Consider the following 22,127-nt stretch of genomic DNA (forward strand, 5'->3'; position numbering starts at 1 on the left):
GTGCGGATCGCCACCTGGAACGTCAACTCGGTCAAGCAACGCATTCCGCGGCTGCTGCCCTGGCTCGACGAACGCGCACCCGATGTGGTCTGCCTGCAGGAGACCAAGGTGAGCGAGGAGCGGTTCGCCGAACTGCTCGACGAACCGTTGCGCGAGCGCGGTTACGAGTACGCCGCAGCGGGCCAGGCGCAGTGGAACGGTGTCGCCCTGCTGTCCCGGGTCGGGCTCGCCGAGGTCGAGGTCGGATTTCCTGGTATGCCAGGGTTTCCCGAGCCCGAGGCACGGGCGATCACCGCGGTCTGCGACGGGGTGCGCGTCACTTCGGTCTATGTGCCCAATGGTCGGGAGGTGGACTCCGAGCACTATCGCTACAAGCTGGACTGGCTGGCGAAGCTGCGGGATTTCGTGGCCGCCGGGCCGGAGTCGCAGTGTGTCTGCGGTGATGTGAACATCGCGCCGGCCGATGACGACGTCTTCGATCCCGAGGCGTACGCCGGGCACACCCATGTCACCGCCCCGGAGCGGGCCGCGCTGCAGGCGATCGAGGACGCCGGCCTGATCGACGTGGTCCGGCGCCGCTGGCCGGATCACCGGTTCTTCTCCTACTGGGACTATCGTGCCGGCATGTTCCATCAGGACCTCGGCATGCGGATCGACCTGGTGCTGGCCAGCCGCGCGGTGGCCGATCGGGTGCAGGCGGCCTGGGTGGATCGCCAAGCACGGAAGGGAAAGGCGCCGAGCGACCATGCCCCGGTGATGGTCGACCTGGACACCGCCCCCGACGGTGACATCGGCCCCGTCGTCCCCCCGCCCTCCGCGAAACGCCCTCCCGGAAAGAAGAAGCTCCCGCAGTCGAAGTGACGTTCATCGAGTACACGCCGGTTGAGCGAGGAGTCACGACGAGTCGAAGCCAAGTGCTCCCCACGTTCATCGAGTAGCTCGCGCAGCGACCGTGTCGAGATGAACTCCCGGTCTCTCGCCCGCTCAGCCCACCAAAATTTGCGGCTCGATTTCCAATCGGTGCCCAGATCGGTCGGTTCCGCGATCGAGCCGCAAATTTCGCAGGCCGCGCTGAGGGGGCGGGTCCAGGCATAGGAACATCCAGATGAACCGGTCAATGATCGTTGTCGCCGAGGGGCCGTTGTCGGATGCGGTGGCGGAGATGGCGTCTTGGTCTCCGGTTGCGGTCCAATCCTTGTGGTGGCAGGAATTCCGGGAGTCGATCCTCGGGATTGAGGCGGACCTCCCAACGGTTCTCGTTGTGGAGTTGGGATCGAGACGGTTCGACCAGCGCATGATGGTGCGGGCAGAGCAGGACGCCGTTGTCGAGGGACGTGGGGCCACCGCACCACCACGGTCGGATGTGGTGCGCGGCGCACCGGCGGGCCGGTTGGTCACAGCCGGGGAAGACGCACCCCCGATCACGGGCGACCAGCGCCGCCCGGATCGCACCCTCGAAGAACCGATGGCTCCGCCCCACATCCAACGGAACACCGAAACCATCGAGCACCATCGGAATGATCTCCGCATCACAGGCCAGCAGCCGGAGTTGCTGCGCCGACATGGGTCCGGCCGGGGTGTCAACACACCCGATCCCCCGGCGCAGGGTGCCGATGTCGACGGTCACGTTGACCCGGGCTCGATCGGTGCCGCGGGCGGGTGCGCGGTTGGCATCGGCGTAGGTCTGGACGAGTTCCATGAGCGCGTCGGCGCGGCGCATCGCCCGCGACGGACGACCCCCGCACAACCCACACGAGGGTCCGGGACACAACGACCCACACGGCGGCGGATCGTCGGTGGTGTTCTTCTCCAGCACTGCATCCAGCAGGGCGAGGAGCTTCTCCCCCTCGACAGCGGGGACGCGGCCTTTGATGATGGTGGAGCCCATCCCATCGGGATACAGGTGCAGTTCTCGGTTGCGGCGGGCCGCGGCTTCCTGCTGCTCCAACCGGCGTTCCAACAATGCGTCGGCGTGGTCGGGGTCGACCACCTCGACCAGCCGGTCGCCCAGCACCCGCAGCTCCGAGGGACCGAACCGCTGCGCCTGATCCACCATCGTCTGCTGCGCCGCAGTCGCCTGGGAAGCCGGCAACTCCGGTGGGAGGTGTTTCAGGGCGGTGAGGATCGCGGTCGTCTGACGCGGCGACACCCGGGCCTGCGCGAGCCCTTCCCACACCAGCGGTGCGTTCACGATCCGGATCGCTTCCCGCAGCACCCCGGAGGCCTCCGGTCCGGAGTAGCCGTGGCGTTCCCGCATCCAGGTGGTGGTGCACACCCCATGCACGTGTTTCGACGCATCAGCCTGGTCGATCCCGGCGAGGGTGCGGGTGGTGTGGGCGTGCAGGCGGGCGGTGATCTGTTCGTTCAACTCGCCCAGGTGGAGGCGTTGCTCGTCGGTGAGCAGCCGGTCGTCCATCGCAACCAATTGGCGCAGCAGATCATCGACCGCGGTCGCGGTCTCGATGATGGCTGCTGCGCTGCTGTCCATACGATCGATCCAACACGAGGGGTCTGACAGTTCTGGCCCGGATTCGCCGTCCTGGAAAGGAATATGGAAATCTGTGGATAACTTTCTTGGGGGTTCATCTCGACACGCGCGGCATTGCTCCGCTTCGCTGCGCATGCCGAGCTACTCGATGAACGTGGGAGGTGTCGCTCAACCGGCGTGGGGGTTCATCTCGACACGCGCGGCATTGCTCCGCTGCGCTCCGCATGCCGCGCTACTCGATGAACGTGGGGAGGCACGGTCGCTGTTCGCGTTTCGGGGGTTGACGGGGGCGGAGCCCCGCTGCTGCTGACAGCGAACGGGGGTTGTGGTTGCGAGGGGCGCGTGATGCGCTGCAGACATGGACATTCTCGTACTGGGCGGCACCGCCTTCCTCGGGCGGGTGATCGCCGAAGAGGCGCTTGCGCGCGGGCATGCGGTGACCTGTCTCGCCCGCGGCTCGGCCGAGCCACCGCAGGGCACCCGCTTCGTGCGCGCCGACCGGGAGGAGCCGGACGGTCTCGCCGGCGTACGGGATCAGGTCTGGGACGCCGTCATCGACGTCACCAGGCAACCCGGCCAGGCCCGCCGCGCGGTGACCGAGCTGACCACCCGGCACTGGGTATTCGTCTCCTCGGCCAATGTGTACGCCGAGCTCGGACGGCTCGACCAGCCCGAGGACGCTCCACTGCGGCCACCGCTCACCGAGGACACCATGGCATCGATGGAGCAGTACGGTGAAGCCAAGGTTGCCTGCGAGAATGCCTATCTGGCAACGGATTCCGCGATCATCGTGCGGGCTGGGCTGATCGGCGGTCCGGGGGACTGGTCCGCGCGATCCGGTTACTGGCCGTGGCGGTTCGCACACCCGAGTGGTCCCGACGTCGCCGTGCCCGACGATCCGCAAGCCCCCTGTGCCCTGATCGACGTCCGTGACCTCGCAGCCTGGCTGGTGCACTGTGCCGAACACCGGATCAGCGGCATCCGCAACGCCACCGGCCCCACCATCACCCTGGCCGAGCTGCTCGACACCGCAGCCGAGGTCGCGGGCAGCACGCTACCCCGGTTGCGCGTACCGCCCGATCGGCTCGGCGAGCTCGGGCTGCGGGCCTGGATGGGGCCGGCCTCGTTCCCGCTCTGGGTCGACGACCCGGCCCTGCGCGGCTTCTCCACCCTGGACAGCGATCGAGCCATCGCCGACGGTCTGAAACCTCGCCCGCTCGCCGCGACCCTGGCCGCGGCCCTGGCGTACGAGAACGGCCGCGATCCCGCCGATCGGCCCGCCGGTCTCACCGACGCCGACGAGCTGCGGGTGCGGGGGATGCTGAGCTAGCTGTTCTTCTGCTGCGTGCCGGGGCTTGGCTCCGTCTCGTGGTTCCTCCTCGCTCAGCCGGTGTACGGCGTTCATCTCGACACGCTCGGCATTGCTCCGCTTCGCTGCGCATGCCGAGCTACTCGATGAACGTGCGGTCACTTCGGTGGGAGGGAGCGGCAGTACGCCACCCCGAGGCCCACCCAGCGGTGCAGCTCGGCCTCGGAGTCGACCACCTGTTGCTCGATGTCCAACCAGCCCGGCATCGCCCGGCCCCGCATCACCATCAGCGCGACACCGTCCTGCTCGGTCAGCTCCGCCGAGGTCGCCGGATCGACGCGCACCATCAGCTGCCCGGCGCGATTCGCCGCCGCGGCCATGTGTCCATCGACGAGAAACGCCAGCCCGCCGAACATCCGCTTCTCGCTCACCCCGGACTCGGTGCTCAGCACCGCGCGGATCCGGTCGGCCAGCTCGTCGTCGTAGGTCATGGAGCACAGTATGCGGAATGATGGACCGAACCGACGAGGAGGATCTCATGCCCGATCAGCCCGACACCGAGCACCGCCTCGACCCGATCGCCGTCGTCGGCGCCGGCCAGATGGGCGCCGGCATCGCCGAGGTGCTGGCCCGGGCCGGCAATCAGGTACGCCTGGTCGACGCGCGGCCCGGGGTCGCCGACCAGGTCACCGAACGGCTGGCGATCTCCACACTGCGGCCCGCCGAGATCCTTGCGGAGGCCGTGCTCGGCGCCGGACTGGTCGTCGAGGCGGTCAGCGAGGATCTGCAGGTCAAGGCCGACCTGCTCGGTGAACTGGGCCGGCTCGCCCCGGCGGCGATCATCGCATCGAACTCGTCCACCTTCGGCCCGAGCGAGCTGGCACCGCATGCCGCCGACCCGGCCCGGCTGGTCGTCGCGCACTTCTTCTATCCGGCCACCGTGGTACCGCTGATCGAGCTGGTTCCCAGTGAGCACAGCGATCCCGGCGTTCTCGATGCGGTCCAGGACCTGCTCACCGGAGCCGGCAGGACAGTGGTCCGCCTGCGCCGCGACGTCCCCGGATTCGTCGCGAACCGGTTGCAGGCGGCGCTGCTCCGCGAGGCGATCCACCTGGTCGAAGAGGGGGTTCTCGACGTGGCGGGGATCGATGAGATCGTCACCGCGTCGATCGGGGTGCGCTGGTCGCTGGCCGGGCCGTTCCGGATCAGCGACCTCGGTGGGCTGGATGTCTGGGCCGCGGTCTGCGGGCGGCTCTGGCCCGACCTGGGCACCGACACCGTGCCGACCTGGCTGCAGCAGCGGGTCGCCGCCGGTGAGCTGGGCGCCAAGTCCGGCCGCGGCGCCTACGACCCGGCCGAGCCGGCCGGTGAGGCGTACCTGCGCGGACTGGCGGAGCGGTACGCCGAGTCCGCCGGGCCGGACGGTTCCTGAGTCGAGCGGCGCAGCGGCACCATCCGCCACCAGGTCAGGCAGCGCCACAGCCACTCCAGCGGCCCGTAGGCGAACCAGTGCAGCCAGAGCCGCGATCCGAGGTTCTGCAGCACCAGGATGCCGAGCGCCAGCCAGAGTGCCGATGCCAGGTCGCGGGTCTGGGCGAAGCCGAGCAGCAGCCCGGCCGGTACCGCCAGGCAGGAGGCGGTGACGTAGTTGGTGAACGCCATCCGGCCCAGCGGGTCGAAGGCGGCGCGCAACAGGGCCCGCAGCGGCGTACGCCAGGCCAGCGAGAGCAGCGCGATGTAGAGCAGGGCCAGCACGCCACCGGCAATCCCGCCGGCGTTGCTGAATCGCGGATCACCGGGGTTCGCCCGCTGCCAGGCCAGCGCCGGGATCGCGACCACGGCCAGCGTCGCGGCGGCGATCGCCACCCAGCGGTCGGCACGCTCCAGTCGGGCCGGTACGCCGACGGTCGCGGCACCCGCACCGAGCAGCAGCACCCCGGGGATGGTGAGGATCCCACCGCCGGTGACCGCGTACGCCCCGATGGTGCCGACCGCGCCCAGGCCGAGCAGCACCCACCCCGGTGCCAGCAGCACCACCGGCAGCACGAGCAGGCCGACGGCGGCGTACTCGCGCAGCACCTCACCGGGATAGAGGAACGAGTGCAGCAACCCGAAGCCGAAGAGGGCGACCAGGCGGCGGACCAGCACCGGCCAGGCCTTCACCCCGCGACGCCGGGCCCCATCGCGGACCAGCACCAGGCTGACGCCGAAGAGCAGCATGAAGATCGGCACGAAGCGGGTGCTGACCAGGAAGTGCAGCAGCTGCTGGGTGGTGCTGTAGTCACCGACGGGAGCGGGCGGGGCGTCCACGCCGAGCCGCGTCATGTCGGGGATGTTCACCAGCAGGATGCCGGCGATCGCGAAGCCGCGGAGGGCGTCGAGGAACCCGAATCGGGTGCTGGTGGTTGCGTTCATGAGCAGAACGCTAGGCGGGCGCGCACCGCGGATCGGCCGTTTTCCGGCCCCGGTCGGTCGCCTCGGAACGAAGATCCACCCAGGGGTGGAGGAACCCCTGGGTGGACGCCGTCAGTTCGGTCACCGGGGGCTGTGCGCACCCACCATCAGGGCGGCCAGATCCTCCGGTGCCAGGAAGGACGGGGGCGGCGGCTGACCCCAGCTGTAGAGCCCCTGGGCCCCCTCCATCACCTGCGGGTCCCAGATCTCGTCCTCGGGGATCACGTCGAGATCGGAGTAGTACTCGGAGAAGTTCCCGGCGGGATCCTTGAGATACCAGAAGAAGTTGGACCCGGCATAGTGCCGACCCAGCCCCCAGATGTGCCGCTCCGGGTTGCCCTCCAGCATCGCGGTGGCCCCCCGGCCGACATCGTCGATGTCGTCCACCTGCCAGCTCGAATGATGCAGATAGCTGACCGGGGCGGCGAGCGCCAGGAAGTTGTGGTGGTCGTTGCTGCAGCGCAGGAACGCGCCCTTGTCGCCGATGTAGTCGGAGACCTGGAAACCGAGACCGTCGACCAGGAACCGGGTCGTGGCCTGCAGATCGACGGTGCCCGAGACCACGTGCCCGAGCTTGCGGGGGCGTACCCGATCCTCGCGCACGATGCCCGGCGCGCGGCCGTATCGCTCGATCCGACCCGGCCCGTTGTAGGGGGTCGGCTCGCTCTGCTGGGAGATCCGCTCGGCCACCTTGATCTTCGCGCGGATGTTGGTGACCGGATCGGTCGAGGTCAGCGTCTCGGGATCGGGCCGCTCGTGCTCGAAACCGAGCTTGGTCAGCGCGACCGCGATCCGGTCCAGGTCGTCGGGGTCATCGGCGCGTACGCCGAGTTCGACCAGCCGCCGGCGCGGTTCGGAGACGATGTGCAGCTGCTCGCCACCATCTCTGGTGGAGAAGCGATTCTGCTCACCGCGACCGAGCCCGAACTCCTCGTAGTAGGCGGCCGTCTCCTCGACATTCGGCACGCCCATCACGATGTGGCTGAGGCCGTGCAGACTCATGATCCCTCCTTCTTCAGGGTGCGCACCGGCTTGGCGCCACCCTCACCCGAGGCCACGAACTTCTGCCGCAACTCGCCGATGCCTTCGATGCTGGTCACGAGCTCCTGGCCGGGCTGGATGAACACCTGCGGATCCCGACCCAGACCGACGCCCTCCGGCGTACCGGTGAAGACCAGATCACCCGGATAGAGAGTGATCACACCGGACAGGCCGGCGATCAGCTGCGGAACGGAATAGATGAGATTGCTGGTCCGGCCCTTCTGCATCGTCTGGCCGTCCAGTGTGCACTGCAGTTCGAGATCGTCGCGGTTGGGCAGCTCGTCGACGGTCACCAGCCAGGGGCCGGTCGGCGCGAAGCCGGGGAAGGACTTGCCCATCCCGAACTGCGGGGCGGGAGTGGAGAACTGGCTCGCGCGATCGGAGATGTCCTGACCGACGGTGACCCCGGCGACGTGATCCCAGGCCTCGTCCTCGCTGATCGTGCGGCCCTCGGTGCCGCGGCCGATCACCGCGACCAGCTCGACCTCCCAGTCGGTCTGCCCACCCTCGGGAAGGGCGACGGTGGTGACCGGGCCGCTCAGGCTGGAGACGAACTTCGGGAAGACCGGCGGCAGCGCGACGGGTGAGTCGAAACCCGACTCGGTGGCGTGCTCGGCGTAGTTGATGCCGAAGGCGACGATCTGGGTGGGTGCGGGCGAGGGCGCACCGAGCTGCTCGGGCTGCACCTGCTCACCGTCGCCGACCTGGGCGGTGGCCGCCCAGTCGCTGAACTCCGCCCACACCGGATAGAGATCCGCCGCCGACGGGCCGAATCGGCCGTCGCTGGCCTTCTGCACATCGGTGGCGGTCCCGTCCGGGGCGACCAGGACGGCGCGGCCGTTGAGGTTGGCAATTTTCATCGTGACATCTCTCCCTCTGTGCCGATTCCGGTCGACACCGACCGGACACTTCTCGAGTACATCAGATCCTATTCGCAGATACAAGATATTTTCGAAAGTTTCCGGGATCTGCTGATTCTGGGACCGATTTGATTTAGACTCTCCAGTTGTGACGAGTACCGAGCGGGTCCGCGCCCGAGCCAGCACCGAAGAGGTGCACGACCGATTGCGCGCCGACATCCTGGCCGGAGTCCACCCGCCCGGGAGCCGGCTCAAGTTCGCGCCCCTGGCAGAACGGTACGCCGCCAGCGTCGGGGTGCTGCGGGAGGCCCTGACCCGGCTCTGTGAGCAGCGGCTGGTCACCAGCGAGCCGCGGATCGGGTTCACCGTGGCGGCCCTGTCCGATGAGGACCTGCGCGACCTGACCGCGACCCGGATCGAGATCGAATCGGTGGCGGTACGCCTGGCGGTCGCCAGGGGCAGCGTCGACTGGGAGTCCGCCCTGGTGGCCGCCCATCACCGCCTGGAACGTACGCCGATGCGTTCGGGTGAGCCGGTGCGGGTCTCCGATGAGTGGGAGACCGCGCACGCCGCCTTCCACCGAGCGGTGCTGGCCGGCTGCGGCAGCCCGCGGTTGATGGAGATCACCGACGAGCTGCGGGACAGCGCCGAGCTCTATCGCCGCTGGGCCGGGGTCCAGGACCAGGAGCGCGACGTGCCGGGTGAACACCGGCGGATCCTGGAAGCGGTGCTGGCCCGGGACGCGAAGGCGGCCAGCCGTGCCCTGGCCGAGCACTACGAGGGCACCCTGCAGACGCTGCTCGCCCAGGACCGTCCGGACTCGGCGGCCAGCTGACCCCTCACCCAGTTCCCGAGCGAGGAACGCAGCGACGAGTCGAGGGATCAGCCCCGTTTCCCCGAGAGAGGAGCGCAGCGACGAGTCGAGGGATCACCCTCTCGGCGCGTACATGATCACCCCGACCCCGGCCAGGCAGAACAGGGCGCCGATGATGTCGAACCGGTCCGGGCGGAAGCCGTCCATCGCCATCCCCCACAGCAGCGAACCGATCACGAACACCCCGCCGTAGGCGGCCAGGATGCGGCCGAAGTGGGCATCGGGCTGCAGGGTGGCGATGAATCCGTAGACGCCGAGCACCAGCACCCCGGAACCGATCCAGATCCAACCCCTGTGTTCGCGGATGCCCTGCCAGACCAGCCAGGCGCCGCCGATCTCGGCCAGCGCGGCCAGGGCGAAGAGGATCAGGGAGCGGGCGATGATCATGCGGTCAAGTCTCGCAGTCCTCGCATTTCCAAGGTATAGCGGAGCAGGGGTCTTGCCGCAAGGCCCTGGTGAGGGCGCACAATCGATGCCTCACCGACCAGGAGCCTACTTGTGACCGCTGCCCCCACCCATGTCTTCGATCTGCCGGAACGCCTTGCCCACAAGGCGGATCCGGAACTGACAGCCACCGACGAGCTGCACTTCGCCGCCCTCGGATCCACCCTCGGCACGCTGACCGACGCACTGACCGATCGCCTCCAGGTCGCCCGTGCCGCACCGGCCCGCGGCGGCACGCAGGCCCTGGAGCGGGACCAGGAGGTGCACCGGCTGACCGCCCAGCTGCGGTTGCTGCAGCGTTACGGCCTGGACCTCTGCCTGGGCCGGATGACCGCCGCCGACAGCACGGTGACCTACGTCGGTCGGCTCGGGATGCGCGACCGTGACGGGGCTGTGTTGCTCGTCGACTGGCGTACGCCGGCCGCGGAGCCGTTCTTCGCCGCGACGCACGCCGATCCGATGGGTCTGCTCAGCCGCCGTCGGTACCGCTGGTCCGGGGGCCGGATCGCCGACTTCTGGGACGAGGTGTTCACCGCGGAGGGGTTGCGCACCGATGCCGCCCTGGATGACCAGTCCGCCTTCGTGGCAAGCCTTTCCGGGCCCCGTTCGGAGCGGATGCGGGACGTGCTGGCGACCATCCAGTCCGACCAGGACGCGATCATCCGAGCGAGCTCGCGCGGGGCGCTGGTGGTCGACGGCGGACCCGGTACCGGCAAGACCGTGGTCGCCCTGCATCGCACCGCCTTCCTGCTCTACAGCGACCCGCGGCTCGGCCACCGCCGCGGTGGCGTGCTGTTCATCGGCCCCTCGATTCCCTATCTGGACTACGTTTCCGACGTCCTGCCGAGTCTGGGTGAGGAGGGAGTGCTGACCTGCACGCTGCGCGAACTGGTCCCCGAAGGGGGCGCGGCGGTGCCGGAGCAGGATCCGGAGGTCGCGCGGTGGAAGTCCGAGGCGCGGATGGTGGACGCGGTCGAACCGGCCGTCGCGCTGTACGAGGAGCCACCCGGTGAACCGATCGAGGTGGAGACGCCGATCGGCGCTGTCTCGATCAGTCGCCGGGACTGGGTGGATGTGTTCGCCGCGGTGGAACCGGGCACCCCGCACAATGAGGCCCGGGCGCAGCTGTGGTCCGCACTCGGCGAGCTCGCGGCGGACCAGCTGGCGGACGAGTTGGCGGAGGCGGAGGTCGATGCGGCGCGGTTGCCGGCGCTGCTGCGCGCCGACGAGGAGTTGGCCGAGATGGTACGGACCGCCTGGCCGTTGTTGGAGCCCACCGACCTGATCGCCGACCTGTGGTCGGTACCGGCCTATCTGCGGCGCTGCGCTCCGTGGTTGTCGGCCGACCAGATCGCCGGATTGCAGCGCGCCGAGGCGTACGCCTGGACCGATGCCGACCTGCCCCTGCTCGATGCCGCCCGTCGCCGGCTCGGTGACCCGCGGGCCGCCGCCCGATTGCGCCGGCGGGAGGCGGCGCAGGCAGCCGCACGGGCCGAGATGGATGAGGTGATCCAGCACCTGATCGCCAGCGACCCGACCGAGATGCAGGTGATGTCGATGCTGCGGGGCCAGGACCTGCGGGGCGCCCTGGATGACGACGAGGTGGTCGCCGAGGACGCACCGGATCGGCTCGCTGGGCCCTTCGCCCACGTCGTCGTCGACGAGGCCCAGGAGCTGACCGATGCGCAGTGGCAGCTGGTGCTCGCCCGATGCCCCTCGCGCAGTCTGACCATCGTCGGGGATCGGGCGCAGGCACGGCACGGTTTCAGCGAGAGCTGGGTCGAACGGCTCACCCGGATCGGCCTCGACCAGATCACCGTCGATTCGCTGACGGTCAACTACCGCACGCCCGAGGCGGTGATGGCCGAGGCCGAGCCGGTGATCCGGGCGGCCGTGCCGGATGCGAATGTGCCCACATCCATCCGCGACAACGGATTGCCGGTGGTGCACGGCGCGGTGGCCGATCGGGATCGCATCCTCGCCGACTGGCTGGCCGCCCACGATGACGGAATCGCCTGCGTGATCGGCGATCCCAGCCATCCGGGTGCGGACCGGGTGCGGTCACTCACCCCGGCGACGGCGAAGGGTCTGGAGTTCGACCTGGTCGTGCTCATCCGTCCCGGTGACTTCGGCGACGGTGCGCAGGGCGCGGTCGACCGATATGTGGCGATGACCCGTGCCACCGGGCAGCTGGTCATCCTGGAGTGACTCCCCCGGTGGTTTCGTCTCGCTCGTTCCTTGCTCGCTCAACCAGCGTGGGGCTCAGTTCAACTGGGCCAGTTGGAGGAGGTTGCCGCAGGTGTCATCGAGGACCGCGACGGTGACATCGCCCATCTCGGTGGGCTCGGTGGTGAAGCGTACGCCGAGATCGCGGAGCCGCTCGAACTCGGCGCGGACGTCGTCCACCTCGAACTGGGCGGCGGGAATGCCGTCGGCGACCAGCGCCTGCTTGTACGCCTTGGCGGCCGGGTGCTGATCGGGTTCGAGGAGCAGCTCGGTGCCGTCCGGCTGCTCGGGGGAGACCACGGTCAGCCAGCTGAACTCACCCAGCGGAATGTTGTTCTTGGGTTGGAATCCGAGCTTGTTGGTGTAGAAGGCGAGTGCCTTGTCCTGGTCGTCGACGAAGACGCTGGTCACGGTGATACGGGGCATGTCATTCCTCTGCTGGTTGCTGTCTGGTCCGGGGCCATCGGTCGGTGATCTCGCGCAGGGGGTCGGGGTTGAAGCTGTGCAGCTTCGTCCGCCCCTCGCGTCGGGTGGTGACCAGGCCGGCCTCCTCCAGCACCGCGAGATGCTGCGAAACCGCCTGCCTGGACAGGGGAACCCCGTGCACGGTCGTCAGTCGCGCGCACAGCTCGAACAACGGCTGTGCGTCCCGCCGGGCCAGCTCGTCCAGGAGCAGGCGCCGATTGGGATCCGCGATCGCGGCGTACACGTCGGTCACGGTGCGATGATAGGCAAGTGTGTGCTTGCGTGTCTAGTTCGTCTCGACACTCGATGAGCGTGGGGAAAAGCGGGTGCGAGCGAGGCGAGGGTGCTCTAACCTGACCCACATGAACTGCACGACGGTCGTTCGGATCCGCCGCCGCTGACGGCGCGGATCAGCTGAACCTCACCGCATCCGCGCCGCCATCCGGCATCCCTGCCGGGCGGCGCTTCGTGCTGCCCGGCTCCAATCCCTTCCAGGACAGGAGCTTTTCCATGCCCAGAACCGGCCGCCATGAACTCGGTCAGAACTTCCTCACCGATCCCGCGACCATCACCCGCGTCGTCGAACTGGTCCGGCAACGACCCGGTGACATCGTCGAATGGGGTACCGGGGACGGTGCGCTCACCCTCCCGCTGGCCGCACTTGGCCGACCGCTGCAGGGTATCGAGGTCGATGGCCGGCGGGCTCGCGCGCTGGACCGGCGTACCGGCCCGCACGTCTGCATCGGCGAAGGGGACATCCTGCGGCACGCCCCGCCCGCCGGCTCGGTCGTCGTCTCGAACATCCCGTTCCACCTGACCACCCCGATCCTGCGCCATCTGCTCTCCACACCCGGCTGGCAGGCGGCCGTGCTGCTCACCCAGTGGGAGGTCGCCCGCAAGCGTGCCGGTGTCGGCGGTGCCACCCAGCTCACCGCCCAGTGGTGGCCCTGGTTCGACTTCCGCCTGGACCGCCGGGTGCCGGCGGCCGTCTTCCGGCCGCGCCCCTCGGTCGATGCGGGCCTGCTCGTCATCGACCGGCGCACCGACCCGCTGCTCCCGATCCGGCAGCGCGGCCGGTACCAGTCCTGGGTCGCGCGGGTCTTCGGGAGCCGGGGCCGAGGGATCCAGGACATCCTGGTACGCAACGGAGTGCCGGTCCCGACGGCCACCAGGATTGCCCGCCGCCGGACAAGTCGGCGGGGCCTGGTGCTCCCACGCGACCTGCGCCCCGAGGACTGGGCCGAGGCGTACCGGCAACAGGTCGGGTTGTGAGGCGATTCATCTCGACACGCTCGGCATTGCTCCGCTTCGCTCCGCATGCCGAGCTACTCGATGAGCGTGGGTGAGTTCGGCATTGCTTCGCTTCGCTCCGCATGCCGAGCTGCTCGATGAGCACTCGGTCAGGCGTCGTCGAGGGCCTAACATCGGTTCATGAACCGCAGCATGCCGAGCATCGTGATCGTCGCCGGGGTCGGCCTCGACGAGTTGCTGTCCCAGTTCGACCGCTATGCCCGCGAATACGAGGTCGTCGGCGTACCGGGACTGCCCGAGGCCGTCGAGGCCGTGCAGCGGATCCTCGCCGACGGCGGGCAGGTCGCGCTCTTCGTCGCCGACTCGCGGGTGGTCGACCCGAACGCCGCGGAGAGCGTCTATCAGGCCATCGCGAAGCTGCGTCATCTGGTGCCCACGGCGCGCCGCATCGTCACCGCGCGCTGGCAGAACTTCCGCAGCGACGCCGAGCCGCTGCGGCACGGGCTGGCCAAGGGCAAGTACGACGCCTTCCTGCTCACCCCGCGCGGTCCGCGGGATGAGGAATACCACGGCGCGGTCGTGGAGCTGTTGTCGGACTGGGGCTCGACCGTCGCCGCGCCGGAGGTGGCGACCGTGGAGATCGTCACACCGCGGCAGGATCGGTTGACCCTGGCGCTGCGCGACTACCTCGACCGGATCGGCATCCCGAACGGTGTGGTCGCACCCGAGAGCGTGGCGGGGGAGCGGATCCGCGGCAACGCTCCCCAGTGGGGACTCGACCCCGAGGCGTACCCGCTGGTGCAGGTGTTCGCCGACGATCAGATCTGCGCACCGCGCTCGGTCCACGACCTGGCCATCCAGCTCTACGGGCGACCCGATGAGATCGAGCTGACCCACTGTGTCGACGTCTGCATCGTCGGCGCCGGACCGGCGGGTCTGGCGGCGTCGGTGTACGCCTCCAGCGAGGGGCTGAGCACGGTGACGCTGGAGGCGGAGGCGATCGGCGGGCAGGCCGGCACCTCCTCGATGATCCGCAACTATCTCGGCTTTCCCCGTGGCATCAGCGGGATGCGGCTCGCCCAACGGGCCCGCAACCAGGCCATCCGCTTCGGTACCAGGTTCTTCACCGGGTGGCCGGCGACCGGGGTCACCATCAGCGCGAATGGCGGTCCGCATGTGGTGCACACCGAGGGTGGTGACGTGTCCGCCCGGTCCGTGGTCGTCGCGGCCGGGGTGAGCTATCGCCGACTCGGGGTGGAATCGATCGAGGAGCTGGTCGGCAACGGCGTCAACTATGGCGCCGCGATGACCGCCGCCCGGGACATGGAGGACGTCGACGTGATCGTGGTCGGCGGCGGAAACTCCGCCGGTCAGGCCGCGGTCCATCTGGCCCGCTTCGCCCGCTCGGTGACGATCGTGGTCCGCCGGGCCGACCTGTCGGAGACGATGTCGCAGTATCTGATCTCAGAGATCGAGTTCAATCCCCGGATTTCCGTTGTGGGCAACGCGATCGTGGTCGATGGCGGTGCCGATGAGGACGAGCGGTTGTCCTGGGTGACGCTGGAGGACACCCGGACCGGTGAGCAGAGCCGCAAGGAGGTGCGCGGGTTGTTCCTGCTGCTCGGTGCGGTGGTGCAGTGCAACTGGCTGCCGCCCGAGGTCGCCCGCGACGACCACGGGTTCGTCGTCACCGGCCGCGACCTGCCCCAGGCGGACTGGATCGACGGTGTGCCGCCGGCGGTGCTCACCACCAGCGTGCCGGGCATCTTCTGCGTCGGCGACGTGCGCTCCGGGTCGATGAAGCGGGTCGCCTCGGCGACCGGTGAGGGGGCGAGCGTCGTGCCGCTCATCCACGACTGGCTCGCACCCGCCCCGGAACCGGTTCCCTGACCGTCAGAAGTCCTTACTGGGCGAGGAAAGCGTCGATCTGGTTGATCGCCTGGGTGGCGCCTTCCTCCATGCCCATCGCGAGCACCTGCTCGAGCGCTTCCTTGGTGGCGTAGCTGGAGAGGAAGGTCACCCGGGTGCCGTCGGCGGTGGATTCGAAGCGGTAGACGTTCTGCGACTCGGGCAGGTCGGTGTTCGGTGAGAAGTCCTCCGGATCGGCGAACCCATCGGCGAAGGTGAAGCTGTTCGGCTCGTCCACCTCGGTGATCCGCCAGTAACCGGCGTACTTCTCCCCCTCCGGCCCGGTCATGTAGTAGGTGGTCCGCGACCCGGGGCGCAGCTCGTGCTCGACGAAGGTGGCCGGATGTGTGGGCGGCCCCCAGACCCGCTCCAGCTGGCGCGGGTCGGCGTACAGCTGCCAGACCCGCTCGAGGGGAGCCTCGAACTCCGCGGTGATGGTGATGCTGTTGTCGTCGGTGTTCTTGGTGATGTCGGTGACAGGCATGTCAGGGTTCCTCTCCCAGTAGTTGATCGATGCGGTCGATGCGGCCCCGCCAGTGCCCCTCGAGCTCGGTGAGCAGGCCGAACACCGAACGCACCGCGGTCACCTGGCCGCTGGCCAGCTGTTGCCGTCCGCTGCGTTGTTTGGTGATCAGCCCTGCCCTCTCGAGGACCGCCACATGCTTCTGGACCGCCGCGAAACTCATGTCGTAGTTGGCTGCCAGGCTGGTGACCGATTGGTCGTCCGCCAGCACCCGACGCAGGATGTCGCGCCGGGTGCGATCGGCCAACGCGTGGAAGATCGCATCGATACGGTCCTCCTGCTCCACGCTGGCCATGACGCAAACATACAACCAAGTGGTTGTACGTTGTCAAGGGGTGCGGTTCGCCGAACCGGCCGGCGCTATCGTCGGGACCATGGACTATCGCAGGCTTGGTGACAGTGGGCTCGTCGTCTCCGCGCTGGGCGTGGGGTGCAACTCCTTCGGCGCCCGGACCTCGGCCGAGGAGGTGGTGCGGATCGTCGACGCCGCCGAGGAGCACGGGGTGACCTTCTTCGACACCGCCGACTCCTATTCCCGCGGCGAGAGTGAGCGATTGCTCGGCCAGGCGTTGCGTGGGCGGCGGAACCGATTCGTGATCGCCACCAAGTTCGGCATGGACATGGGTGGCGCCAACGGCCCCGACTTCGGCGCCCGCGGATCCCGGCGCTATGTCCGCGTCGCGGTCGAGGAATCCCTGCGCAGGTTGGATACCGACTTCATCGACCTGATCCAGTTCCACACCCCGGATCGGGGTACGCCGCTGGAGGAGACCCTCGAGGTGCTCGACGATCTGGTCACCGAGGGCAAGGTGCTGCACATCGGTTCCTCGAACCGCACCGCCTGGGAGATCGTGGACGCCGACTGGATCGCGCGCTCCAATGGTCTGCAGCGGTTCATCTCGGCGCAGAACGAATACTCGCTCTACAACCGGTCCGCGGAGGCCGAGCTGGTGCCGGCGTGTAGGGCGATGGGCATCGGCATCCTGCCGTATTTCCCGCTGGCGTACGGATTGCTGACCGGGAAGTACCGCCGGGGCGAGAAGGCCCCGGAGGGCAGCCGGCTCTCCGGCGACAGCCAGGCAGCGCGGCTGCAGGGCGCCGACTTCGATAAGGTCGAGGCCCTGCAGGCGTACGCCGATGAGCGCGGGATCTCCTTGCTCAGCGTGGCTCTGGGCGGCCTCGCGGCCCAGCCGGCGGTGGGGTCGGTGATCTCCGGGATCAGCCGCCCCGAGCAGATCGCCGCCAACGTCGAGGCGATCGAGTGGGAGCCGAGCGCCGCCGACCTGGAGGCGCTCGATGAGGTGGTACCGCGCGGTTCGGGAACCGGGTACGCCTCCTTCGCCACCTCCCGCTGATCGAGGCGCAAGAACGGAGAAGCGCAGCACTCGCCCGATCTCCCAGACTCGGTGGGAGACCAGAACGAGCGGAGGGCCGAACAGTGCCGATCACCACCACCGACCAGTACTGGGAGCTGATCCGGGCCGCCCGCAGGCAGCTGGCCGACGATCTGGCCGATGTGACGGGCCAGCAGTGGCGTACGCGATCGCTGTGCGGGGAATGGGACACCGAGCAGGTGCTCGCCCATCTCACCGCCGCCGCCCGCGTCGGTCAGTGGCGCTGGATCCGCAGCATCGTCGGGTCCGGATTCCGGCCGGCGGTGCACAACGCGCGGCGCTTGCGGGAGCAGCTCGGTGACACCCCTGCCGGGACGTACGCCCGATTCCGCGAGTCGATCGAGCTGCGGATCGCCCCGAGCAAGGACCTGGCGGCCTACCTCGGTGAGGTCCTCGTGCACGGGGAGGACATCCGCCGGCCGCTGGGCATCGACGCGCCGCCGTCCACGGACGCGGGCACCGCTGTGCTGGATTTCTATGTGAGCAGGGATTTCACGGTGCCCAGTCGACGTACCAGCCGTGGTCTCGGGCTGCGGGCGACCGACGCCCCGTTCGCCTCCGGTGAGGGGCCGGAGGTCACCGGACCGGCCCGTGCGCTGATGATGACCCTGGCCGGGCGGCCACAGTATCTCGATCAGCTCAGCGGACCCGGTGCGGTGATCCTGCGGGAGCGATTGAGCCGCTGACGCTGTCTGGCGGGATGCCGCGGGGGAACGCTGCGCAAGTGATTCCGGAGGAGGCGCTTCGGTAGCCGCCGGCGCGATCACCCCGTCAGTCGGCTGACCGGCCGTATCCGTGCAGGAACGCATCGACACCGGCGGTGACGATGCGCTCGGGGTCGGCGGCGGCCGGCATGCTCTGCACGGTGTTCGCGGTGAGTTGGATCAGGTGCACCGCGGCGAGGTCCGGATCGTCGATCCGGAGCAGTCCACGCTCGGCCATCGCGGCGAGATGCCCGGCGACCACCCCGGCGACCCGTTCCGGGCCCGCCTGCTGCCAGGCCGCCAACACCTCGGGGTCGATGTGGTCCTGCTCGGCGCGGACCTGCCGCACCATCGCGAAGTGGTCCGCCGATGCGGGATCCGGGGTGGCCCAGGCGATGCCGAACTCGATCAGATCCGCGCGCAGGTCGGTGATCCGGCCCAGCAGGCGATCCGCCAGTGCGCTCTCCCGCTCCGCGACCTGTCGGGCGCTGTCCAGGATGACGGCGCGGAACAGGGCCTCTTTGTTGCCGTACTGGTTGTAGATCGTGCGCGTGGACACCCCGGCCTCGGCCGCCAGCGTCTGAATGCTCGCTCGGGTGTATCCGTCCCGGGCGAAGACCCGCAGGGCGCCGCGCAGCAACGCCTGCTGCTTGTCCTCACGCATCGGAAGCCTCCCTCGACCAAACTGCAACACCCATTGTACATAGTGCAATGAACGTTGTACTTTAGTCTGCATGAGTATCGACACCGAACCCACTGAACTTCCCCGGATCGCGATCGTCGTCGGTTCCACCAGGCCCGGCCGCCGGTCCCGGCTGGTCGCCGACTGGGTGCGGCATTGCGCCGAGCAGTACCTCGACGGCCGGGCGAGCATCGAACTTCTGGACATTGCCGACTTCGAGCTGCCGCTGCTCGACGAACCCGTGCCGGCGGCCATCGGGCAATACACCCGACCGCACACCCTGCGCTGGGCCGAGCAGGTCGGTCGCTGTGACGGATTCGTCTTCGTCACCCCGGAGTACAACCATGCGATGCCGGCCTCGCTGAAGAACGCGATCGACTATCTGTTCGCGGAGTGGAACGACCGCGCCGCCGGTTTTGTCAGCTATGGCTTGACCGGCGGCGTACGCGCGGTCGAGCAGCTCCGGCTGTCGCTGGCGGAGGTCAAGGTAGCCACCGTGCGCAGTCAGGTCGCACTGAATCTGTTCAGCGACTTCGAGCTGCCCGACATGCTCGAGGTCGGCGAGCTGGCACCGGGTGGACACCACGGCGCGGTGCTGGAGCGCATGCTCGACGAGATCGTCGACTGGGCGAATGCCCTGCGCGGGTTGCGATCGCGGGCCTCGGTGTGAGCGCGAGAACCGCGTCGGGCGCCCGTGCCGAGCTGGAGCCGATCGACGCGCGGACCTGGCGGTTGTGCTGGGTGATCGTTCTCGGGGCCTTCGCCAGCGGTCTGGATGCCGCCATCGTCAACGTCGGGTTGGACACCATGAGCCGATCCCTGGGTGCCCCGCTGTCACTCACCCAGTGGGTCGCCAGCGGCTATCTGCTCGCGCTCGCGGTGTCGCTGCCGGCGGCCGGTTGGTTGTCCCGGCGTCTCGGCAGCGGCCGTCTGTGGCTGCTCGCGCTGGCGGCGTTCACGATCGCGTCGCTCGGCTGCGCGCTCGCCCCGAGCGTGGAACTGCTCATCGTGGCCCGGGTGCTGCAGGGCCTGTCGGGCGGAATCCTCATCCCCACCGGGCAGACCGTGCTCGGCCAGGCAGTCGGGCCGGCACGACTGGGGCGTGCGATGGGTACGCTCGGGATCGCGGTCAGCGCGGCCCCGGCAATCGGATCCCTGCTCGGCGGAGTGATCCTGCGGTACGCCCCCTGGCCCTGGCTGTTCGTGATCAACCTGCCGATCGGGGCCACCGGGTTGCTGCTCGGCCGGCGACTGATCCCGCGCGGCGAGTCCAGCAACACCCAGCCGCTGCACCGTACCGGCCTGGTCCTGATCGCGGTCGGTCTGCCGGCGCTGGTCTATGCGACCACCCGGTGGGGTGACACCGGCCACCTGGATGCCGGCGTGCTGGGGGTCGCCGCACTCGCGATCCTCGCTCTGGCTGGATTCGTGCTGGTCAGCCTGCGCTCCGCCCAGCCGCTGTTCGATGTCGGTCTGTATCGCCTCGGCGCCTTCCGTGCCGGTGCGATCACCGCCTTCTTCTCCGGGGTGCTGATCTTCGGCAGCGGAGTGCTGTTCGCCCTCTATTTCCAACTGGGCCGGGGCCAGAGCCCGTTCCAGGCCGGTATCAGCCTGATCGGGGTGGCCGCCGCGACCTCGATCACCGCTCCGCTCACCGGCCGCTGGGTGGATCGCAGCGGGCCGGCGCCAGTGGCGTTGGTCGGCGCACTGCTCGCCCTGGCCACGACCCTGCCGTTGATCTGGTTGCCGGTGACGGCACCGTTGTGGTTGGTGCAGGTGCTGCTGGTCGGCTTCGGGGCGGCGGTCAACCTGGTGGCCATGCCCGCCGGAATCGCCGCCTACCAGGCAGTTCCGGCGAACCGACTGCCGGATGCGATCACCCAGGTCAACATCCTGCAACGCGTCGGCGGCTCGCTCGGCGGCGCGATCTGTGCGGTGCTGATCGCCCGCACTCCGGCCGATCCGGCCGCCGCGTTCAGTCAGGCCGCGATGGCACTGGTGGTCAGCGCCGTCGGGTGCACGATCGGCGCCCTCCTGATCCGGAGCAGCCGGGCGGGCGACCACCCGGCGTGAGGGACTCACCCCTCGGGATGGCCGCCGTAGGTGGTGATCTTGTAGTCGGTTGCCTCCAGTGCGAGCGCGAGTTCTCGTTGCTGGCGGACGATTCTGGCGCGATGGTCAAGCATCAGTCGGCGACGGTCGGGGATCGTGGCCGGGCCCTGGTCGACCAGTTCGATGTAGCTCTTCAGGTCGCTCATGCTCATCCCGGACAGTCGCATCCGGGTCAGGAAGATCAACCGGCGCAGGTCTTTCGGGGTGTACTCGCGATAACCGGAGAGGTTGCGCTGCGGGCGTACCAGCCCCTGATTCTCGTAGTAGCGCAGCGTCGAGGTGGACAGTCCGACCGTCCGGGCGGCGTCGGCGACACTCTTCGGTGCCGCCGACGCCTCCAGGGTGGAATCGTCCAGCAGGGTGTGCAGCGCGTCGATCGTCGAGGACGACGGCGTCTGCTCCGCATCGTCCAGCAACCGGGTGATCAGGGCGTCGGTGGACATGCCTGCACTCTAGTCAGCGGAACGCCCGCTGTGAGGGCGGTGCATCGGGGAAGTCGGCGGCCTCGGCGAACGCCGCCGTGCGATCCAGCTCCGCGATTCCCTGCCGGTACGCCTCAGCGAGATTGCGCACCGCCTCCGCGCCGAGCGGCAGCCGCAACGGCGTCTCGGGCAGTGCCAGCACCTCCCGGATGATCCCGGCCCCTCGCACCGGATCGCCCTCCTGGCTGCCCGCGACGGACCGCAACTCCGTGCGCACAGCGCCGAGCACCTGGTCATAGGCCTCGCTCTCGGTGGCATTGAGCAGCACATCGTCATCGTTGAAGCCGGTCCGGAACCGACTCGGTTCGACGATCAGCACCCGGATCCCGAAACCGCGTACCTCACCGGCCAGTGCCTCCGACCAGCCCTCCAGGGCGAACTTGCCGGCCGAATAGGATCCCGCGCCCGGGAACGACATCCGGCCGCCCTGGCTGCTCACCTGCACGATCGCACCGCGACCGGTGGCCCGCATCGCCGGCAGCACCGCCCGGACCAGCGCTGCCGGGCCGAACAGGTGTTGGGCGAGCATGTCCCGCAACTGGTCGTCGCTCACCTCCTCGGCGGCGCCGACCTGCCCGACACCCGCATTGTTCACCAGCACGTCGATTCCGCCGAACCGCTCGATTCCCTGTGCGACGACCGCGGCGGCCGCATCGGTGTCGCGGACGTCGTGGGCGACCGGCAGGAATCGGTCCCCATGCGGCTCGGTCCAGCCGGTGAACCGCTCGATCCGCCGGGCGGTGCCGACGACATTCTCCCCGGCATCCAGTGCGGCCTCGGCGAGAGCCCGGCCGATCCCGGAGGTCGCGCCGGTGATCAGCCAGGTGCGGTGCGGGGTCTGTTCGGTCTGCTGTGTCTGTGTCATGACACCAGACGCTAAAGATTGAAGCGCGCTCGAAGGCAAGACGCA

General features: G+C 69.0%; 24 protein-coding genes. 11 read left to right on the forward strand and 13 right to left on the reverse strand.

Going from position 1 to position 22,127, the window contains the following annotated elements; genetic code table 11:
- Entirely contained in the window at positions 1–861 is an 861-nt protein-coding gene (locus tag BI335_RS05170; RefSeq protein WP_094429872.1) for an exodeoxyribonuclease III, read from the forward strand.
- A gap of 253 nt (positions 862–1,114) precedes the next feature.
- Here BI335_RS05170 and BI335_RS05175 read toward each other — a convergent pair whose 3' ends face one another.
- Positions 1,115–2,488, reverse strand: coding sequence for an HNH endonuclease signature motif containing protein (locus BI335_RS05175; protein WP_172421748.1), 1,374 nt, complete (start codon positions 2,486–2,488; stop codon positions 1,115–1,117).
- Between the two features lie 358 nt (positions 2,489–2,846).
- Here BI335_RS05175 and BI335_RS05180 point away from each other — a divergent pair, with 358 nt between their 5' ends.
- Positions 2,847–3,818, forward strand: a complete 972-nt coding sequence (locus BI335_RS05180) for an NAD-dependent epimerase/dehydratase family protein (protein WP_094405866.1) — start codon at positions 2,847–2,849, stop codon at positions 3,816–3,818.
- Between the two features lie 137 nt (positions 3,819–3,955).
- Here the strand turns inward: BI335_RS05180 and BI335_RS05185 are convergent, their stop codons facing one another.
- A complete protein-coding gene (locus BI335_RS05185; protein ID WP_094405867.1) occupies positions 3,956–4,288 on the reverse strand; it encodes a TfoX/Sxy family protein in 333 nt (110 codons plus the stop codon).
- A 47-nt stretch (positions 4,289–4,335) separates the two neighbouring features.
- On the opposite strand from BI335_RS05185, the gene BI335_RS05190 reads away from it, so the two are divergent.
- Positions 4,336–5,229 carry a 3-hydroxyacyl-CoA dehydrogenase family protein gene (locus BI335_RS05190; protein ID WP_166646758.1) on the forward strand — a complete coding sequence of 298 codons (894 nt, stop codon included), beginning with the start codon at positions 4,336–4,338 and terminating at the stop codon, positions 5,227–5,229.
- On the opposite strand, the gene BI335_RS05195 is transcribed toward BI335_RS05190, so the two are convergent.
- The 3 genes from BI335_RS05195 to BI335_RS05205 form a co-directional block, all read right to left on the reverse strand.
- Positions 5,142–6,212, reverse strand: coding sequence for a DUF418 domain-containing protein (locus BI335_RS05195; RefSeq protein ID WP_094405869.1), 1,071 nt, complete (start codon positions 6,210–6,212; stop codon positions 5,142–5,144). The genes BI335_RS05190 and BI335_RS05195 overlap by 88 nt on opposite strands.
- A 120-nt stretch (positions 6,213–6,332) precedes the next feature.
- The gene (locus BI335_RS05200; RefSeq protein WP_094405870.1) at positions 6,333–7,253 is read right to left on the reverse strand and encodes a VOC family protein; all 921 of its coding nucleotides are present in this window, start codon (positions 7,251–7,253) and stop codon (positions 6,333–6,335) included.
- Complete coding sequence (locus BI335_RS05205; RefSeq protein ID WP_094405871.1) at positions 7,250–8,152, reverse strand: fumarylacetoacetate hydrolase family protein; 903 nt, start codon at positions 8,150–8,152, stop codon at positions 7,250–7,252. Before BI335_RS05205 ends, BI335_RS05200 begins: the two co-directional genes overlap by 4 nt.
- 148 nt (positions 8,153–8,300) lie before the next feature.
- Between BI335_RS05205 and BI335_RS05210 the strand changes: the two genes are divergently transcribed.
- Positions 8,301–8,987: a GntR family transcriptional regulator gene (locus tag BI335_RS05210; protein WP_208109211.1), complete on the forward strand. Its 687-nt coding sequence runs from the start codon at positions 8,301–8,303 to the stop codon at positions 8,985–8,987.
- A 93-nt stretch (positions 8,988–9,080) separates the two neighbouring features.
- On the opposite strand, the gene BI335_RS05215 is transcribed toward BI335_RS05210, so the two are convergent.
- The gene (locus BI335_RS05215; RefSeq protein ID WP_094405872.1) at positions 9,081–9,413 is read right to left on the reverse strand and encodes a YnfA family protein; all 333 of its coding nucleotides are present in this window, start codon (positions 9,411–9,413) and stop codon (positions 9,081–9,083) included.
- Positions 9,414–9,524: 111 nt separating this feature from the next.
- Between BI335_RS05215 and helR the strand changes: the two genes are divergently transcribed.
- A complete protein-coding gene (helR, locus tag BI335_RS05220) occupies positions 9,525–11,678 on the forward strand; it encodes an RNA polymerase recycling motor ATPase HelR (protein WP_094405873.1) in 2,154 nt (717 codons plus the stop codon).
- A gap of 54 nt (positions 11,679–11,732) precedes the next feature.
- Here the strand turns inward: helR and BI335_RS05225 are convergent, their stop codons facing one another.
- Together BI335_RS05225 and BI335_RS05230 are read right to left on the reverse strand one after the other, a co-directional pair.
- Positions 11,733–12,122 carry a VOC family protein gene (locus BI335_RS05225; RefSeq protein WP_094405874.1) on the reverse strand — a complete coding sequence of 130 codons (390 nt, stop codon included), beginning with the start codon at positions 12,120–12,122 and terminating at the stop codon, positions 11,733–11,735.
- A 1-nt stretch (position 12,123) separates the two neighbouring features.
- Entirely contained in the window at positions 12,124–12,414 is a 291-nt protein-coding gene (locus tag BI335_RS05230; RefSeq protein WP_094405875.1) for an ArsR/SmtB family transcription factor, read from the reverse strand.
- Between the two features lie 257 nt (positions 12,415–12,671).
- Between BI335_RS05230 and erm the strand changes: the two genes are divergently transcribed.
- Both erm and BI335_RS05240 read left to right on the forward strand, forming a co-directional pair.
- Positions 12,672–13,433: a 23S ribosomal RNA methyltransferase Erm gene (gene erm, locus BI335_RS05235; RefSeq protein WP_094405876.1), complete on the forward strand. Its 762-nt coding sequence runs from the start codon at positions 12,672–12,674 to the stop codon at positions 13,431–13,433.
- A 159-nt stretch (positions 13,434–13,592) separates the two neighbouring features.
- Positions 13,593–15,302 carry an NAD(P)/FAD-dependent oxidoreductase gene (locus BI335_RS05240; protein ID WP_094405877.1) on the forward strand — a complete coding sequence of 570 codons (1,710 nt, stop codon included), beginning with the start codon at positions 13,593–13,595 and terminating at the stop codon, positions 15,300–15,302.
- A 13-nt stretch (positions 15,303–15,315) separates the two neighbouring features.
- Here BI335_RS05240 and BI335_RS05245 read toward each other — a convergent pair whose 3' ends face one another.
- Entirely contained in the window at positions 15,316–15,804 is a 489-nt protein-coding gene (locus BI335_RS05245; RefSeq protein WP_094355271.1) for an SRPBCC family protein, read from the reverse strand.
- A gap of 1 nt (position 15,805) precedes the next feature.
- The gene (locus tag BI335_RS05250; protein WP_094355270.1) at positions 15,806–16,138 is read right to left on the reverse strand and encodes an ArsR/SmtB family transcription factor; all 333 of its coding nucleotides are present in this window, start codon (positions 16,136–16,138) and stop codon (positions 15,806–15,808) included.
- Positions 16,139–16,217: 79 nt separating this feature from the next.
- Here BI335_RS05250 and BI335_RS05255 point away from each other — a divergent pair, with 79 nt between their 5' ends.
- Together BI335_RS05255 and BI335_RS05260 are read left to right on the forward strand one after the other, a co-directional pair.
- On the forward strand, positions 16,218–17,198 hold the full coding sequence (locus BI335_RS05255) for an aldo/keto reductase (RefSeq protein ID WP_094405989.1): 981 nt from the start codon (positions 16,218–16,220) through the stop codon (positions 17,196–17,198).
- A gap of 83 nt (positions 17,199–17,281) precedes the next feature.
- Positions 17,282–17,923, forward strand: coding sequence for a maleylpyruvate isomerase family mycothiol-dependent enzyme (locus tag BI335_RS05260; RefSeq protein ID WP_094405878.1), 642 nt, complete (start codon positions 17,282–17,284; stop codon positions 17,921–17,923).
- Between the two features lie 85 nt (positions 17,924–18,008).
- Here BI335_RS05260 and BI335_RS05265 read toward each other — a convergent pair whose 3' ends face one another.
- Positions 18,009–18,605 (reverse strand): TetR/AcrR family transcriptional regulator, encoded by a 597-nt coding sequence (locus BI335_RS05265; RefSeq protein WP_094402931.1) that lies wholly within the window; start codon positions 18,603–18,605, stop codon positions 18,009–18,011.
- 70 nt (positions 18,606–18,675) lie between these two features.
- On the opposite strand from BI335_RS05265, the gene BI335_RS05270 reads away from it, so the two are divergent.
- A complete protein-coding gene (locus BI335_RS05270) occupies positions 18,676–19,293 on the forward strand; it encodes an NADPH-dependent FMN reductase (RefSeq protein ID WP_094405879.1) in 618 nt (205 codons plus the stop codon).
- Complete coding sequence (locus BI335_RS05275) at positions 19,290–20,696, forward strand: DHA2 family efflux MFS transporter permease subunit (RefSeq protein WP_094405880.1); 1,407 nt, start codon at positions 19,290–19,292, stop codon at positions 20,694–20,696. The genes BI335_RS05270 and BI335_RS05275 overlap by 4 nt, the downstream gene beginning before the upstream one ends.
- 5 nt (positions 20,697–20,701) lie before the next feature.
- Here BI335_RS05275 and BI335_RS05280 read toward each other — a convergent pair whose 3' ends face one another.
- Positions 20,702–21,178 carry a MerR family transcriptional regulator gene (locus tag BI335_RS05280; protein ID WP_094355265.1) on the reverse strand — a complete coding sequence of 159 codons (477 nt, stop codon included), beginning with the start codon at positions 21,176–21,178 and terminating at the stop codon, positions 20,702–20,704.
- 13 nt (positions 21,179–21,191) lie between these two features.
- Positions 21,192–22,082: an SDR family NAD(P)-dependent oxidoreductase gene (locus BI335_RS05285; RefSeq protein WP_094405881.1), complete on the reverse strand. Its 891-nt coding sequence runs from the start codon at positions 22,080–22,082 to the stop codon at positions 21,192–21,194.
- Between the last annotated feature and the right edge of the window lie 45 nt (positions 22,083–22,127).

Origin of the sequence: Enemella evansiae (assembly GCF_002250705.1) — a bacterium.
Lineage (GTDB): Bacteria > Actinomycetota > Actinomycetes > Propionibacteriales > Propionibacteriaceae > Enemella > Enemella evansiae.